Source organism: Paenibacillus sp. BR2-3, assembly GCF_046529485.1.
Taxonomy (GTDB): domain Bacteria; phylum Bacillota; class Bacilli; order Paenibacillales; family Paenibacillaceae; genus Paenibacillus_AQ.
Genome location: NZ_CP126311.1, coordinates 1,772,578 through 1,789,620 on the forward strand (window position 1 = coordinate 1,772,578; position 17,043 = coordinate 1,789,620).

14 protein-coding genes and 1 other annotated feature are annotated in these 17,043 nt (G+C 47.7%); of the genes, 13 read left to right on the forward strand and 1 reads right to left on the reverse strand.

What is annotated here, in order from left to right:
• The first annotated feature begins 55 nt into the window (after positions 1-55).
• From PaeBR_RS08390 to leuS, 7 genes are all read left to right on the forward strand, one after another.
• Positions 56-1,471, forward strand: coding sequence for a hypothetical protein (locus PaeBR_RS08390; protein ID WP_410514384.1), 1,416 nt, complete (start codon positions 56-58; stop codon positions 1,469-1,471).
• Positions 1,472-1,555: 84 nt separating this feature from the next.
• On the forward strand, positions 1,556-1,753 hold the full coding sequence (locus PaeBR_RS08395; protein WP_410514385.1) for a hypothetical protein: 198 nt from the start codon (positions 1,556-1,558) through the stop codon (positions 1,751-1,753).
• Positions 1,754-1,887: 134 nt separating this feature from the next.
• Entirely contained in the window at positions 1,888-3,045 is a 1,158-nt protein-coding gene (locus tag PaeBR_RS08400; RefSeq protein ID WP_410514386.1) for a cysteine desulfurase family protein, read from the forward strand.
• 30 nt (positions 3,046-3,075) lie between these two features.
• Positions 3,076-3,597, forward strand: coding sequence for a PRC-barrel domain-containing protein (locus PaeBR_RS08405; RefSeq protein ID WP_410514387.1), 522 nt, complete (start codon positions 3,076-3,078; stop codon positions 3,595-3,597).
• Between the two features lie 14 nt (positions 3,598-3,611).
• Positions 3,612-3,821 carry a hypothetical protein gene (locus tag PaeBR_RS08410; RefSeq protein WP_410514388.1) on the forward strand — a complete coding sequence of 70 codons (210 nt, stop codon included), beginning with the start codon at positions 3,612-3,614 and terminating at the stop codon, positions 3,819-3,821.
• A 194-nt stretch (positions 3,822-4,015) separates the two neighbouring features.
• Positions 4,016-5,083 carry an AI-2E family transporter gene (locus PaeBR_RS08415; protein WP_410514389.1) on the forward strand — a complete coding sequence of 356 codons (1,068 nt, stop codon included), beginning with the start codon at positions 4,016-4,018 and terminating at the stop codon, positions 5,081-5,083.
• Between the two features lie 82 nt (positions 5,084-5,165).
• Positions 5,166-5,434, forward strand: a binding site (T-box leader).
• A gap of 86 nt (positions 5,435-5,520) precedes the next feature.
• Positions 5,521-7,971: a leucine--tRNA ligase gene (gene leuS, locus PaeBR_RS08420; RefSeq protein WP_410514390.1), complete on the forward strand. Its 2,451-nt coding sequence runs from the start codon at positions 5,521-5,523 to the stop codon at positions 7,969-7,971.
• Between the two features lie 84 nt (positions 7,972-8,055).
• On the opposite strand, the gene comER is transcribed toward leuS, so the two are convergent.
• Positions 8,056-8,907 carry a late competence protein ComER gene (comER, locus tag PaeBR_RS08425; protein ID WP_410514391.1) on the reverse strand — a complete coding sequence of 284 codons (852 nt, stop codon included), beginning with the start codon at positions 8,905-8,907 and terminating at the stop codon, positions 8,056-8,058.
• Between the two features lie 132 nt (positions 8,908-9,039).
• Between comER and PaeBR_RS08430 the strand changes: the two genes are divergently transcribed.
• The 6 genes from PaeBR_RS08430 (at position 9,040) to PaeBR_RS08455 (ending at position 16,925) form a co-directional block, all read left to right on the forward strand.
• Positions 9,040-9,564: a ComEA family DNA-binding protein gene (locus PaeBR_RS08430; RefSeq protein WP_410514392.1), complete on the forward strand. Its 525-nt coding sequence runs from the start codon at positions 9,040-9,042 to the stop codon at positions 9,562-9,564.
• 54 nt (positions 9,565-9,618) lie between these two features.
• Positions 9,619-10,137, forward strand: a complete 519-nt coding sequence (locus PaeBR_RS08435; RefSeq protein ID WP_410514393.1) for a deoxycytidylate deaminase — start codon at positions 9,619-9,621, stop codon at positions 10,135-10,137.
• Positions 10,138-10,253: 116 nt separating this feature from the next.
• Complete coding sequence (locus PaeBR_RS08440) at positions 10,254-12,887, forward strand: ComEC/Rec2 family competence protein (protein WP_410514394.1); 2,634 nt, start codon at positions 10,254-10,256, stop codon at positions 12,885-12,887.
• Between the two features lie 107 nt (positions 12,888-12,994).
• Entirely contained in the window at positions 12,995-14,011 is a 1,017-nt protein-coding gene (locus PaeBR_RS08445) for a LacI family DNA-binding transcriptional regulator (RefSeq protein ID WP_410514395.1), read from the forward strand.
• A gap of 987 nt (positions 14,012-14,998) precedes the next feature.
• On the forward strand, positions 14,999-15,148 hold the full coding sequence (locus PaeBR_RS08450) for a hypothetical protein (RefSeq protein WP_410514396.1): 150 nt from the start codon (positions 14,999-15,001) through the stop codon (positions 15,146-15,148).
• A gap of 208 nt (positions 15,149-15,356) precedes the next feature.
• Complete coding sequence (locus PaeBR_RS08455; protein WP_410514397.1) at positions 15,357-16,925, forward strand: discoidin domain-containing protein; 1,569 nt, start codon at positions 15,357-15,359, stop codon at positions 16,923-16,925.
• The last annotated feature ends 118 nt before the right edge of the window (positions 16,926-17,043 follow it).

Genomic DNA, 17,043 nt, shown 5'->3' on the forward strand with positions numbered 1-17,043 from the left:
CATGCCCCTGCATAGCATATACCACTAACTTTAGGGGAGAGGGGCGGGTTTCATAATGGGCATTCAGCTAACCGCAATTCATTGGGTGTACCTGGCGTTTATTGTGTTTATTATGGCGCTGCTGATTCGGCGGCGTGATACGACGATGATCTGTGTGGTCGGTATTTTTGCCTTGGGGCTCCTTGCAACGGATACGCTCAGCGGTTCGGTGTCGGGAATATTTAACTCTTTCTTATATGCCACCAAAGAGCTGCTCGGCACCATTATGATTATCTCTATTATTGTGGCGATGAGCCGGATTCTGATTATAACAGGCATTAATGAGACCATGGTTGCTCCGCTTACCCGATTCCTGCGCACGCCGGCAATGGCCTTCTGGGGAATCGGACTGATCATGATGGTGACTTCATTCTTCTTCTGGCCTTCGCCTGCGGTAGCTCTGGTCGGTGCCGTTCTGCTTCCGGTGGCCGTACGTGTTGGTCTGCCCGCGCTGGGCGCGGCAATGGCGATGAATCTGTTCGGTCACGGGATCGCGCTGTCCGGCGATTATATTATCCAGGGCGCACCGAAGCTGACCGCGGACGCTGCAGGGCTGCCGGTCTCCAGTGTAATGGAAGCGAGTATTCCGCTGGTCATAGTAATGGGTCTAGTCACTACGGTCACGGCGTTTTGGATGATGCGCAGAGACCAGAAGAATGGAACTTGGCGAGATGGACTGGTCTCTGTCAAAGGCGGGGCGGGTCCGTTGTCTGCTGCCGGAGCGGAGGATACAGGGCCGATATTTATGGACCCCTTTCTCAAAAAAGGGCTGGCTATCGCCATCCCGCTGCTGTTCCTGCTTGATGTCGCGTCGATGTTCGTGTTTGACTTGCAGGGCGGCGACGCCACGGCCTTGGTCGGCGGAACCGCCGTGCTCATTCTGGTTTCCATTACCCTGCTTGCCCATCGCAACCAGGGGCTGGAGAAGATTACCTCCTATTTAATTGAAGGATTCGTCTTTGGCTTCAAAGTATTCGGTCCGGTCATCCCGATTGCCGCATTTTTCTATCTCGGCGATTCGGCTTTTACGGAGCTCTTCGGCAAGGTGCTGCCGGATGGTTCGCATGGCATCGTGAATGATCTTGGTGTTGCCCTTGCGGATCACGTTCCGCTGAACGGGGCTGTTGGCGCTGTTACGATGACCGTCATCGGAGCGATCACCGGCCTTGATGGCTCCGGCTTCTCCGGCATCTCGCTCGCCGGCTCGATTGCCCAGTTGTTCGCTGCCGCCATCCACTCCGGCGCGGCGACTTTGACCGCCCTAGGCCAGGTGGCCGCCATCTGGGTCGGCGGCGGCACACTGATCCCGTGGGCCCTCATTCCGGCAGCGGCCATCTGCGGCGTCAGCCCGTTTGAGCTGGCCAGGCGCAACCTGAAGCCGGTACTGCTGGGGCTTGCGGCGATGACGATTGTTGCTATTTTTCTAATCTGACCGCCTATTCTGATTTCAATTGCATAAAGAACGGATGTTCGGTTATAATAGAAACAAGTGTTCTTGTATTAGGAGGTGATTGGTATGAAGATGGGTGTTGGTCAAATCATCGAAATTGTGTATCTGGATAAGGCCGGGAAAATATCGCAGCGGAAAATCAAGATAAAGGACATCCGAGACGGGATGATCCGGGCGACCTGTCTCACAACCGATGCACCTCGCGTTTTCCGTATTCATAACATTCTTGCCTGGCAGCCTGCCAAGAACCAGCGTGCCGGTTGATCTTCCGCGCAGATAAACGTTATATTTTGTTGATACTCATTAAAGGGTATGATATAAAGAAGACCGAACGTTTATTTTAAATATAAAGAATTAAATGTACCATTTAATGAATCAAAGAAGCGGAGACCTTAACTATGAAACCCATCTATTTGGACCATGCCGCCTCAACCCCGGTTCATCCCGAGGTGGCTAGTGTGATGTTGAAGATATTGACGGAACAATTCGGCAATGCATCCAGCGTGCATACTTTTGGCCGTTCAGCCAAAAAAATCATAAACGGGGCGCGCGATACCATCGCCGCCTCTTTGGGCTGTTCCCCGGAGGAATGGGTGTTTACCGGCGGAGGTACAGAGAGCGATAATCTGGCTTTATTTGGAGCCGCTGCAGCTGCAGCATCCTCTGGTAAAGGAAAGCATATAATCACCACGATGATTGAACATCATGCCGTACTGCATACCTGTGATGCACTGGAGAAGGAAGGCTTCAGCATCACTTACCTTCCTGTTGATTCCACGGGATTAGTGAGTGTAGATGAAGTAAAGGCAGCACTAAGAGAGGATACTGTTCTTATTAGTGTAATGTATGCCAATAATGAAATTGGAACCGTTCAGCCCATTGAAGAAATTGGTGAACTTGCGGCTGGCAAGGGGATTTTGTTCCATGTAGATGCCGTTCAGGCTTTAGGTATGATACCCATAACGCTCCGGGAAATTCCGGTAGATTATATGAGCTTCAGCGCTCACAAAATCAACGGACCTCAAGGAATGGGCGGCCTGTATGTTCGCCGGGGAGCGCCGCTGCACGCAAGACTGCACGGAGGGCTCCAGGAACGCGGACGCCGCGCAGGAACCGAGAATCTTGCCGGTGCAGCGGGCTTTGCCAAGGCGGTGGAGCTGGCAGTGCAAGGATTGTCGCAAAAACAAGCGGATGCGCTTATGCTGCGGCACAAGCTGCTGGAGGAGCTCGACCGTCTAATCGGACGGGAGAACTATACGATCAACGGGAATGCCGGTCATTTCTTGCCGAACATTGTAAATTTGAGCTTTCCGGGAGTAAGGACAGATGTAATGCTCATGAATCTGGATATGGAGAGCATTTCTGCTGCCAGTGGCTCAGCCTGCACTTCTGGATCTTTGGAAATATCCCATGTTTTGAAAGCAATGGGACTCTCCGCAAATCTTTTGGAATCGGCGATTCGATTTAGCATGGGTTTGGGTAATACTAGTGAAGAAATGGAATACGTTGCCCAGAAAGTTGAAACTATTCTGAAGCGGCTACGTAACAGGGATTAGGTAGTTAGCTTGCGAGGAGACTAAACCATCATGAAACTTCAGGATATGATCGGACTGGCTGTATTCGAAGTAGAAGAAGGTCAAGAAATCGGCAAAATTGTCGACTTTGTAGTCGATTCAAGCTTGACCATTACGGGTATTGAACTGGAAAGCAAATCTTTTTTCACCAATCATGTGAAAGTAGTGGCGTGGAAAGATATTGTCGCCTACGGTGAAGATGCTGTCATGATTGCCAGTAAAGAGTCGATCCAGAAGGAAGATACCGACCAGATACCCCATACTTACCTATTGGGGAAGAATAAATTAAAGGATTTACAGGTAGTAACTACTACTGGGACGATCATTGGACGAATATCCGATGTTTATTTTGACCAAAAGATGGGAAACACAATAGTAGCGCTGGAAATCAGTGACGGGCTTGTGACTGATTTAATCGAAGGCCGCAAATGGCTGCCTTGTTCTGAAGAGATCTCCATTAGCGAGGATGCTGTACTGGTTCCGGCAATGAGCGAAGAACGGCTTCAAAAAGCCATTAATATTGTTAACGGATAGGTGGAATGTATTATATGAAGTGTCCAAACTGCAACTCCAAAGATATCGGCAAGATCGGTTCCCACCAGTTTTATTGCTGGGGCTGTTTCATCGAATTGACGGTAAACGGCGAGAAAATGTCGGTTTATCAAGTTGAAGAAGACGGCACACTTAGCTCACTCGACGATCTGTTCTTCGGGGAGGAATTCAATCAGGAATTCCCTCATATTCATGCCTCGTCCTGACCGTTGTTCCCGCTGAATAAGTGTGGGTACATACAATTAGCGTCCAATCTCCTTGCTGTGAATGATTCAGCGAGGGGCTGGGGCGTTTTTTTGCATTTTTGAGGTGATTATTATACGATAACGGTTATTTTACTGCGGCCTTACATATACTTATTTACAAAGCCAGTCCAGTTTCAGCCGCAGGAGGTAACGGAATGGAGCAATGGTCCCAAAGTAAATGGTATCGCTGGATGATCGGAGTGCTCTTAATTCTGATAATCCTGTACTTTGTTTGGCTGCTGCGTCCGATGCTGCAGCAGGTTTTTTTATTCCTGAAAGCTATTCTGGCGCCATTCTTGGTTGCGATGATTATTTCTTATGTGCTTAATCCTGTTGTAAGTATGCTGGCCGCCCGCAAAATGCCGCGCAGTATCGCCGTACTTCTCATATACGCTGTTTTCCTGACTACGATCGCTGTGATTACCATCAATCTGTTTCCGATGTTTATTGAGCAGCTTGAGGAATTGAATGAACATTTGCCGGAGATGACGCTGCGGGCACAAGGCCTGATGCGCAATATGGACTCGCGATTGATCCCGCCCGGCGTTGAAATGGGCATGAATAACTGGTTTTTTCAGCTGGAAAACCGTCTTGCTACCGGCATATCTCATTTTCTTGACAATATCGGGTCTACGATCAACCTGTTGTTTAACGCGTTCATCATACCTTTTCTGGTATTTTACATTTTGAAGGATTTTGAGGTGTTTGAACGGACGGTTGTGTCCTGTCTGCCCCGCTCCCGGCGTAAATCCATTGTTACTATGTTAAAAGACATCGACGACGCGCTCGGTAATTACATTCGCGGACAGTTTTTGGTCTGTATTATTATCGGGGTCCTTGCTTATATTGGATATGCATTAATCGGTATGCCATATGCCTTGCTGTTTGCCAGTGTTGTAGCCATGTTCAATATTGTGCCCTACATGGGTCCTTTTCTGGGCGCGGCCCCGGCGATAGTGATGGCCTCGACGATCTCTCTTCGTCTGGTACTACTGGTCGCGGTTGTGAATACGCTGTGCCAAATGCTGGAGAGTAATGTTATATCTCCTCAGGTAGTGGGGCGTAAGCTTCATCTGCATCCCCTGCTTATTATTTTTGCGCTGCTCGTGGGTGGCGAGGTTGCCGGAATGATCGGGCTTATTCTGGCCGTGCCTTTTTTTGCGGCGGGAAAAGTGGTCCTTCAGCACTTTGTGGCCTATTATATGAAAAGAAAGCCCGTATAGTGTAGTGAGCGAATAACACATTGACTGGAGCAGCAGCTTTTGTATATAATGTTGTGGAATATTACGATTCGAATCGTGAACATATTTGTCGTTGATGAGGAGCATTAATTTCGGGCATCGTCAGTACAGAGAGCCGGCGCAAGGTGCGAGCCGGTTGGCGGAACGGAATGAACTCACCTCGGAGTCATGGCGCAAATTCCAGCAGAGCCGTTTCTGATTTAACGGATTTCTGCGAGAATGAACCGCCGTCGCCTCACCCCCGTTAAAGGGTGCAAAGTGAGTGGCAGAATAAAGCATATTCAGCCGCTAACTAGGGTGGTACCACGGGAATTCAAACCTCTCGTCCCTAGCGTTTACGCTAGGGATGGGAGGTTTTTTTATTAAGAAGCAGCATCGCGGTTTGAACTTAATAGCAACACTCCAAGGAGGAGCTTATGATGAGCGACAACAAAGCCAATAAAACGGCCGTTCCAGGCTACCGGGCACAGACCCTTGAGCCGAAATGGCAGCAGTACTGGGAAGAGAACAAAACCTTCAAAACGGGCGAAGATCCGGGAAAACCGAAATTTTATGCGCTGGATATGTTTCCATATCCTTCGGGCGCAGGGCTGCATGTAGGCCATCCGGAAGGTTACACGGCTACCGACATTGTCTCCCGCTACAAGCGGATGAGAGGGTATAATGTGCTGCATCCGATGGGATGGGACGCGTTCGGATTGCCGGCAGAGCAGCATGCGCTGGACACAGGCCAACACCCGCGTGAAATTACTTTTAAGAATATTGATAATTTCCGCCGTCAGATTAAATCGCTGGGCTTCTCTTACGATTGGGACCGCGAGATTAGCACAACAGACCCTGCTTATTATAAATGGACCCAGTGGATTTTTATTCAGCTCTACAATCGTGGTCTGGCTTATGTAGCGGAAGTGCCGGTCAACTGGTGTCCGGCGCTGGGCACCGTGCTTGCCAATGAAGAGGTTATTGACGGGAAAAGCGAGCGCGGGGGACATCCCGTGGTCCGCAAGCCGATGCGCCAGTGGATTCTGAGAATTACGGAGTATGCCGAGCGGCTGCTTGAGGATTTGGAGGAGCTGGATTGGTCCGAGAGCATCAAGGATATGCAGCGCAACTGGATCGGCAAGTCCAAGGGAGCGGAAGTAACCTTTACGATTGATGGGCACGAAGAGAGCCTGACCGTATTTACGACACGTCCGGATACATTATTCGGAGCGAGCTATTGCGTACTGGCGCCGGAGCATGAGCTGGTTGAAATGATTACAACGGAAAGTCAGCGTACAGCCGTAGTGGAGTATCGGGAGAAGGCTTCACATAAGAGTGATCTGGAGCGCACGGACCTTGCAAAAGACAAAACAGGCGTGTTCACAGGCGCTTATGCAATCAATCCGGTAAATGGAGCCCAAGTGCCGATCTGGATCGCGGATTATGTGCTGGCCGGATACGGAACGGGAGCTATTATGGCTGTTCCGGGTCACGACACACGCGACTGGGAATTTGCAAAGCAGTTCGGCCTGGAGATTCTGGAAGTCGTACAGGGCGGAAATATTGAGGAAGAGGCCTATGCAGGGGATGGCCCGCACGTAAATTCCGGGTTCCTTGATGGACTGGAGAATGCTGAAGCGATAGCGAAAATGATCTCCTGGCTGGAAGAGAAGGGAAGCGGTAAAGGCAAGATTACCTACCGTTTGCGTGATTGGTTGTTCAGCCGTCAGCGCTACTGGGGTGAACCGATCCCAATCCTGCACCTCGAAGACGGTTCTATGAAAACAGTGCCGGAGGATCAGCTTCCACTGCTGCTGCCTGACGTTGATCAGATCAAACCTTCAGGAACAGGGGAATCACCGCTGGCGAATGTAACGGAATGGGTGGAAACCATCGATCCGGAAACCGGTATGAAAGCCCGCCGCGAGACAAATACCATGCCGCAATGGGCAGGCAGCTGCTGGTACTACCTGCGATTCATTGATCCGCTCAATGACCGCGAGCTGTGTGCTCCTGACAAGCAAAAGGAATGGCTGCCGGTAGATCTGTACATCGGCGGAGCAGAGCATGCTGTGCTTCACCTGCTGTATGCCCGTTTCTGGCACAAGGTGCTGTACGATCTCGGAGTGGTCGATACCAAGGAGCCGTTCTATAAATTGATCAATCAAGGCATGATTCTCGGTACCAACAATGAGAAAATGAGTAAATCCCGCGGGAATGTCATCAATCCTGATGAAATCGTCGGTGAGTATGGTGCGGATACCCTGCGTGTTTATGAAATGTTCATGGGGCCTTTGGAAGCCACCAAGCCATGGAGTGCTAACGGAACCGAAGGGGTTCACCGTTTCTTGTCCCGTGTATGGCGTCTGTTCGTGAATGAGGACGGCAGTCTGAATGCCAAGATCACAGAGACTGGCGGCAGCGACGAATTCAAACGCACCTGGCATAAAACACTCAAAAAAGTAACGGAGGACTTCGAGAATCTGCGCTTCAATACAGCGATCAGCCAATTGATGATCTTCACGAATGATGCTTACAAACAAGATGTGCTTCCACGGGAGGCAATGGAGAATTTCGTACAGATGCTGTCTCCACTGGCACCGCATATTTCGGAAGAGCTCTGGCAGCTGCTTGGACATGAAGGGGGCATCAGCTATGTGGCTTGGCCTTCTTATGATGAGTCCTGGACAGTGGATGCGGAGGTTGAAATCGTTGTGCAGGTTAATGGTAAAATTGTACAGCGTGCGCTGATCCCGCAGGATATGGGGCAGGAAGAAATGCAGGCCCACGCTCTTTCGCTTCCGAACGTGAAGTCGGCCGTAGAAGGTAAAACGGTACGCAAAATTATTGCGGTTCCTGGAAAGCTTGTAAATATCGTAGTGGGTTAAGCGAAGAACGCATGATTGCCCGCAGCAACGGAACATTCCGTGCTGCGGGTTTTTATGTTTCATAGGCACTCAGGAGTTGTACGATTAGCGGTCCAGCAAATTCTGGGTAATTCCGTCTCTTCCGAACAGAAGATCCAGCTTGGAGACATCCTCGTCGTACTTATTATGTGTAGTCGTGATTAAGCGTTCGAACACACCTTCCAGACTACAGCGCAGATGGTTCAGCGCTTCAGCCGTGATCCCGCCGGGAACGGCAACACGTTCTTGAAGTTCCTGCGGGGTAAAGTTGCCTTCCGTCAGCAGTTTGCCTGTACCAAGGAGCATTTCACCCGCCAGCGTGCTGATTAGTGCCTCATCTATCCCGGTCGCCTCTATCGCTGCTCCTATCCACACTTCAATGAAATAGCTTAGAAATGCCGGTCCGCAGCTTGAGAAATCCGAAGCGATCCGGGTGTGGTTTTCACGGATTTCCACCGGCATACCGATGAAGGACAGCAGGTTTAGGAGTGAACGCCTATCTTCATTATTAAGCCGGTCTCCAAATACACAGAGCGAAGCGCCGCCCTTGATGCGATGGGTAATGCTCGGGATGACTTTGGCAATCTTGGCTGGCAGAGAGGATTCAAGATGATATAGCTGAACAGGGCTTGTTATGGAAACGACAATCTGGTCACTGTGGAGACAGGGACCGATTTCATCTGTTAATGCTTTGAATTCCAGGGGTTTTACGCACAGAAAAACAATATCGCTCCGGGACGCGGTGTCTCGATTGCTTCCGCACACCTGGATTCCAGGATGGCGCTGCTCAAGTTGAACCAATCTTAGCGTGCTGCGGTTGCTGGCAAGGACGTCTTGAGGCTGAAGCGCCCCGGAAGAGAGAAAGGCCTCGATCAGCAGGCTGCCCATACTTCCCGTTCCGATAAATCCCACCTTCATCCTGTGGTTCCCTCCTTTCCTGTTTTTCGTTTTTGACATGATTTCTCTTCGTTAAATGTATGCAGTATAGTCTTGGACGCATGCCTGGTTTCCGGTTAAAGTGTAGAAATTTAGAAAGAGGAGGCGTATTTGTTGAAAAAAGGAAATGTAATTGGCGGAATCGCCACAGCATTGATCGGCAGTGGTCTATTATGGTATGGAGGCAGTGGGCATGACAATAGCATTGCGGGCTGGGAAACGCTCAACACCAGAATGGAGCAGGCCATTGGTACGGATGAGCATAACAGGCTTAAAGATGATAGTAGTGTCGAAAAAGCCGCAACAGCCGCAACAGCAACAGCAGCCACAGCAGAAACAGCCCATGCTCAAGCCGCTATTTCCCCAAGCCAAGCCAGTCCAGAACTCGAAATAAAGGCTGGTCCTGTGGAGAGCAATGCTTCACCGGCACCGGTGGCTGTAGCGGACGGAATGGTTAATGTGAATACAGCTGCGGCTGCGGGGTTAATGGACTTGCCCGGTATAGGTGCCAAGAAGGCTCAGGAGATTATAGATTATCGCGACAGCCACGGACCCTTTAAGAATTTATTCGAATTGGGGAATGTAAAAGGGATCGGGCCGAAAATGCTGGAAAAGTTAAAACCTAAGGTTTTGTTTTGAAGGGGATGTGTTACAATAGTTTACAACTTATTTTTGAGAAAATGGTGATTACAAATGACCTTGGCCACCCGTAAAAATTGGGATACGTATTTCATGGATATCGCCTGCATGGTCTCTACCCGCTCGCGCTGTCCCCGCCGCCATGTCGGAGCAGTCCTTGTTCAGGGCAAAAAACTGCTCGGCACCGCATACAACGGAGCACCCATGGGTGTGCCGGATTGTTCGGAGGCCGGTTGTATGGTGTCCGAGCAGTTTGAGATGGAGCTTGTCGACGGTGAGCAGACCATGGTGAAGAAGCAGCGATGTATCCGCACGATTCATGCCGAGCAGAATCTCCTGCTGTTTACGGACCGCAGCGACCGGGAAGGCAGTACTGTATATGTAACGGACGAGCCCTGCTGGACCTGCGCCAATATGCTGGCTAACAGCGGGATTGTAGAGATCGTATATTATCGCCCTTATCGCAAGGATATGGAGAAGGTCCGGTCCATGATGGCCTCCAAGGGGATTGTTTTTCGCCAGTTGGAGAGCTATGAACCGCCGAGTGAGACCATGGTGACCATTAAGGATTGAGATTACAGGTGTGTATTAATTATCAATCAAATCAGGAACGTTCCGAGGAAGAACCTCTGTTCACGCAGTCCGCTGCGAAGACAGGGGTTCTTTTTGGGTTGTGGGAGGAATGAAGCTTGGGAAGAAGACCGCTATTGAGTTTTACGGTATGCTGGGTGGCCGGAAGCGCCGCTGCCTGCAGGTTATCCGGAGGTCCTTTATTAATCACGTGGGCCGGTATATTACTACTATTAGCTGCTTTTGCGTTTTGGGGGAGATTAAGCTGGAAAACCTTAGCCGTATTAGGATTATCGTTCACGTTGGCAGCTTTGTACTGGGAGTGGAACGAGGGGCGGAACGTCAGCGCACTCCCGGAGGCCTTTGTAATGGAATCTTCGGAAATGGAGGGCATTCCTGTCCAGGCGGAAGGTACTATAATATCAACGGTGGAGCGGGACGGAGACCGGGTGGATTTTACGATAAAGCTTAAAGATATGGTCTGGAATGAAAAGAATAAGCAGCAGGCGGACAGCGAGACAAGGGCCAAGGTGCAGGGCGAAAAAATAAAAGTTCAGCTAAAGCTTGAGGCCGAACAGGAAATTGCCGCTGCCGCGCGCTGGCACAGAGGAGATAAGGTGAACCTGAGCGGTGTGCTTGAGCAGCCCTCTGGAGCGCGGAACTTCGGAGGCTTTGATTATCGTGCGTATTTACTCACAAAGCAGGTGCATTGGCTCCTGAAAGTCACAGGCACGGATAACGTGAAGGCGGCAGCGCCTTCCTCGTGGAATGGTGCAACGATTTTACGCTGGAACGATGGAGTGAGGGCTGCTTTGGGCGCAGAAATGGACCGCTTATTCGGGAAAAGCCAAGCAGGTTATATGAAGGGTCTGGTGCTTGGGATACAGGATGATCTGGACCCGGATACATTCAGGCAATTCTCGCAGCTCGGCTTGACACATATTCTGGCGATTTCCGGTATGCATGTGGCCGTCTATGTCGGTGTCCTTTTATTTATCTTGCTGCGCTTGCGGTTAACCAGAGAAACGGCTCTAACCCTGGTCCTATTTCTTGTTCCTATATACGTGCTCCTGGCCGGGGCGGGACCTTCGGTTGTTCGTGCGGGAATTATGGTCATGATCGCTTTGTTTGCCGCACGTATGGGAGTGCTGAAGGACGGTCTTAATATTTTAAGCGCGTCTGCACTGCTGATGCTGGTCTGGAATCCGTATTTTTTACTCAGTGTAAGTTTTCAGCTTTCCTTTCTGGTGACGGCAGGATTAATGGTGTATGTGCCGCTTGCCAATCATTTATTGAACAACCTGCCCCGCTGGCTGGGAAGTGCGCTTTCCGTTACATGGGTCGCACAAATGGTATCGTTTCCGCTGACCCTCTATTACTTCAATCAATTCTCGCTGCTGTCCTTTGCCGCCAATTTTATTCTTGTTCCTTTCATTACCTTTGTTATTCTGCCGCTCGGAACGGCGGTGCTGCTGCTAGGGCAGCTGTGGGAAGGCGCAGCGAAAATGCTGGTATCTTTGACAGAAGGGCTTAACAACGCTACTTTTGACGTGGTGGAGTGGATGAACGGCTGGTCTGCCGGAGTGACGATTTGGCGCTCGCCTTCCCTGTTTTGGATAGGTGCTTATTACTTGTTATTTTACGGCTTGCTCTACACATTTAAAAAAATACAGGAGACCCGCTGCACGCCGCCATATATGGAGGACGAAACCAGACCGCTGGAAGGGCTGCATCCCTACTCACGGGCAAACGTTGGGGGCGGCAAGGGGCAGACTAAGGTATCAGCCTTTCGGAGTCCGCTTTCGTTCCTTTGGAGCCGATTTACAGTTTCACTACTGTCCTTGTGCCTGGTAATTCTCCTCTACATAGGCTATCAGCCGGAGAATCACTCCGGTGCGGGTACCCTGAGTTACTTTGACGTAGGGCAGGGTGACAGCATCCTCATTACAACCCCGGCAGGCTCCAACATCCTTGTGGACGGAGGAGGAACAGTCAGCTTTGGTCAAAAGGAGGAATGGCGTATCCGCCGCAGCCCTTTTGAGGTTGGTGCCAAGGTGCTGGTCCCGCTGCTCAAAAAACGCGGCATTCACCGGCTGGATGCGGTAATTTTGACACATGGGGATCAGGATCATGCGGGAGGTCTTCAGGCTGTGCTGGAGGGAATGCCTGTTTCTGCCCTGCTGTTCAATGGCACGATTGCCGACCGAGAGCCTTACCTTAAGCTGATGCGGACAGCGCTGGAGCGTAATGTACAGCTCTACGGCGTTCATCAGGGAATGTCGGTTTCACCGGATAAGGAAACAGAGCTTGCCTTTCTGTGGCCGGAGCTGGGGGATCAGGACAACAAGCCAGAAGTCCCTGTTCTGGAGGAGCAGAATCATGACTCTGTAGTGTTCCGGCTGAACATGAAGGGCCACAGCTTTTTGTTCACCGGGGATATGGATCTGGCGGCGGAAGAGGAGATCATGGAGATGGGCAGGAGTAGGGGATTGCCCCCGGAATCTCATATTGACGTCTTAAAAGCTGCCCATCACGGAAGTAAAACCTCTACAGGCGATAGCTGGCTGGACTATTGGAAACCATCCGCTGCGGTCATATCCGCTGGAGTAAATAACCTTTATGGACACCCGAGCGGAGAGGTTTTGGACCGTTTGGCCGCAGATGATATACAAATATTTCGTACAGATCTTCAGGGTGAGATTCAAATGAAGGTTCAAGAAGGGGCAATTCTAATGCGGCATAAGCTGGAATAGCGAACCAAATTAAGGAATGATGGGATAAACAGCAGTAGATAATTTACTAAAAAAAAGCTATACTTTTTGCTAAAGTGTTTCCTTTAGGGAAGAGTGGGGCGGAAAAAATGAAAAAGCTGACGATTGAAGATGTGGCTCAAAGGGCGGGAGTGTCAAAAAGTACGGTCTCGCAGTTTTTGAACAAACGCTTTAAATATATGAGCGAGGCAACGAAGAATAGGATAGCGGCAGTGATTGAGGAGCTGAACTATCAGCCCAACGGTCTGGCCCGCAGTCTTAAACAGAATAGGACGCATATGGTCGGCATTATTGTCGCCAATATCGATTATACGTTATCCATACAGTGCATTCGGGCGATAGAAAATGAACTGCAGAGTCACGGAATACAGGTTATTATCTGCAACGCGGACGAGAATGCCGAGAAGGAAAGCAAGTATGTGGAAACGCTGATTGCCCGTCAGGTGGACGGCCTGATTGTGTTCCCGACAGGAAATAACCCTGAAGCTTACAACCGGCTGATTGAGGCGCAATATCCCCTTGTTTTCATGGACCGTCTTGTCGATGGTGTAACTACGCAAAGCTTGCTGCTGGATAACGAGATGGCCGTTAAAATGGGCATAGGAGAGCTGGTGCGCAGCGGTCACGAACGAATTGCACTGCTGTCGCTCCCGCTTGGCGAAGTTGCCATAACTCCCCGCAAGGAGCGAATGAGCGGATACAAAAAATCCATGGAAGAGGCGGGACTTAGGCTGAACGAGGAGTATATTTGCAGTGTGTCAAGAGAGGACATTGAGGCTGAATTAACTCGTCTGTTAGCGTTGCCGGAGCCGCCTACCGCGCTGCTGGCCTCGAACGATATCGTCCTTGCCGAGATCTTGAAATATGTCAACCTGAGGTCTGTGTCCATTCCGGAGCAGCTGTCTGTAATCGGTATAGATGATGCCGAGTTTGCCCATATTTATAATCCCGTTATCACGACGATTCGTCAGCCTGCTTACGAAATGGGCATGCAGGCCGCCAAAATCATGCTTTCCTGCATAGAGGACAAGGGTTCCAGCGTACCTATTACTTATCGGTTCCCTCCTTCTTTACAGCAGGGGCAGTCTGTTAGATTAATTAAGTAAAATAGGTAATACAGTGGTAGAATAATCATCTTCTTCAAATAAGAAGGAGAGACCCTCTGCTGCTGGAATAAGTGAATCAAGAAGCAAACCTGTTCCAAATACTTTTCACTGATGACATGTCGGTAAATTCCATTCATTTTTTAGATTTAGTTTATTTATACAGAAATCCGATATCGATTTCTGTTTCTTTTTTTCATGATATCCAAAATGAGTAAATTGATTTATTTACAAGAAGAATCTTGAAATTAAATTATCGACATGTTCTCGAGACAACTACATTCTGAGCCATCATAGGAATTTTTAATATTCGATAATACTTGTAGTAATTTGATCCAATCATCAGAATCTCCACTATTTATAAGGTTTTTATTATTTTCACGTTTTAGTACTAAGAACCATGATAAAAGTTATAGCGTAACTTGAATAAATTCCCTATAAAGGTATTATATAATAATCTAAAAAGAAAAGAAAAGAAAAGAAATTTAGGGGACAAGATTGTTTGTTTGAATATGATGTTGATATATTCCTAGAAAGGGCAGAAGGGGAATTCTAAAAATTATGAAAAATGTATTGAAAAATTTGTTTATTTCGTAATATTGAATATTGCTGTATTGATTATTTCTTTCATGTTCCTTATAGTAAGGTTTTTGAAGAAGGTATTGAAGTTATTCCAAGTGAATTCTTTGAGTTAGACCATTTATTGGAACTAATTACATTCATGATGGCTTTGACGCTATCGGTAGAACATTAACTCGTGAAGAGTATACTACACATGAACAAGTTATAGGAAAGCTAATGAAGGACAATATTGCATGGCTCTAGCATTAAGTTAATAGTTATCCGAATTATGTCGGTGACCTCGTTCAAGGAAGGCAATCAACAATAAATGTTAATCCGTGAAGTGATTACAAGTGATAGGCAGATTATTCATGAGAACGATCATCCTCTTTTATGTCAAGGGAAGACTTTGAAGCGCTTACTTGTTACATGCAAGGAAAAAGCAACAAAAAGCAAAGCCTAAAGCAAAAAAACTATTTTCCAAATATTGATATTATGCCAATTGCGGCAAAAGTCTATGGTATGTCTGTGGGAACTACTATAAGCATGGAAAAAAGCGTGTACTCAGCACAATGTTAAGGGAAAGGAGATTATCGAGAAATCCCTGGCGATGTTCGTAGCTTTGCAAGATACCCTTAATGGAAAAGATGTCATGGGGCGTCTAGGGTAATGCAAAAGCAGTCGATGAAACAGGTAATATTGTTACAAAAACAAATTAACAAGCCAAGAGACGTGGAAAAAGGCTAATTAAGCTTGTAACAAATGAAGCCATTTCTTCTATTACAAAATGAAGAAAAAACAACTCCTTTATAGCATGTTAATAGTTATATTTTTTTTATTAATTCTACGTGAAAGATGGTGCCTATTAGTGAAGTCTAGAAAAGTAATATATTTGATCATGTTCCTACTTCTTATTAACACAAATTTAGCCAACGCTGAGTCCTATGATGGGGTTACATACTACCAAATCGGGCCAGAAAACAACCGGTTGAAGTATATAATTACTCCTTCCAATAATGTGATTTATTATCTGTATGATTCTAATGGAAACATTATTAAAAAAATAACTTCAAAAAATTTCCCTGCATTTACTTCCTCTAGCTTAGTTGGTTGGGAAGCATACAGACTGGGCGACAGTTCGGGAACCGCTTGGTCAAGTGAGGCACATGGAACAGAAAATACGGTAGAATGGGCTGCTTTGGATGTTGGAGGTCACCATATCATAGGTGAAATTAGCTTAACTCCCCGAGCAACTTTAGCATTTCCAAAAGATTTTAAAATACAATCCAGCAATGACGGGATAACCTGGACAGATATTCCTGGGCAGAAGTATAGCAATTATGTTAATAATGGATCGGTTCAGACATTCAAATTTGGAAGCTCGGTCATGGCAAGGTATGTCCGTGTCTACGCAACTAAACTTTCAAAGGATGATATGGGCAACTACTACTTTCAGCTAGCTGAGTTCAACGCTAAACTCACTATTGTTGCGACGTCGTCAAATATAAAAGGTTGGGAAGCCGTTAAGTTATCTGATAACAACTCTACAACCGTTTGGTCAAGTGAGTGGCACGCGAGTGAAGCAAGTACAGAGTGGATTACGTTATATTTGGATAGTATCGAGTTTGTTAGTGGAATCAGCCTAACTCCCCGAGGAACTTTGAGTTTTCCAAAAGAATTTAATATTCAATCTAGTGTAGATGGAATTATTTGGACAGACATCCCTGGACAGGCATATACCAATTATATCAATGACGGTTCAGTGAAAACATTTAGTTTTGGAAACCCAGTAATAACAAGATACCTTCGAGTCTATGCCACAAAGCTTGGTAAGGATGATATGGGTGGATATTACTTTCAACTAGCTGATTTTCAAGCTAATCTCGTCAATGCCGCAGCCTCGTCAGCGTTAAACGGATGGGGAGTAGTCAAATTAACAGACAACAATCCATCAACTGTTTGGTCGAGTGAGCCGCGTGCTAATGAAGCAACTACTGAGTGGATTGCCTTAAATTTAGAGAGTATTAAGTCGATTAGCGGGATCAATTTAACTCCCCGAGCAACTTTAAGTTTCCCAAAAGACTTTAAAATTCAATCGAGTAAGGATGGTTTAACTTGGACGGATATTCCTGAACAAGCATATAGCAGTTATGTGAATAACGGTTCGGTGCAGACATTTAATTTTGGGACGCCTGTAATGGCTAGATACGTTCGGGTATATGCCACAAAGCTTGGTAAGGATGATATGGGTGGATACTATTTTCAGTTAGCTGAGTTCAAGGCGAATCTCTCAAATGTTGCGGTCTTGCCATACTTAAAGGTAGATGAAGGAAAAAACCAGAAAGTAGCCCCTTAGTGCAGCAACATTATAAATAGAAAAAGTTTTTAATTCTCAAAAATTCAGATAACAACGATAATTTAAGCGAAAATTAAAGTATCCGGAGGATCGCTAAGAGCGCACCCTCGCTATGAAT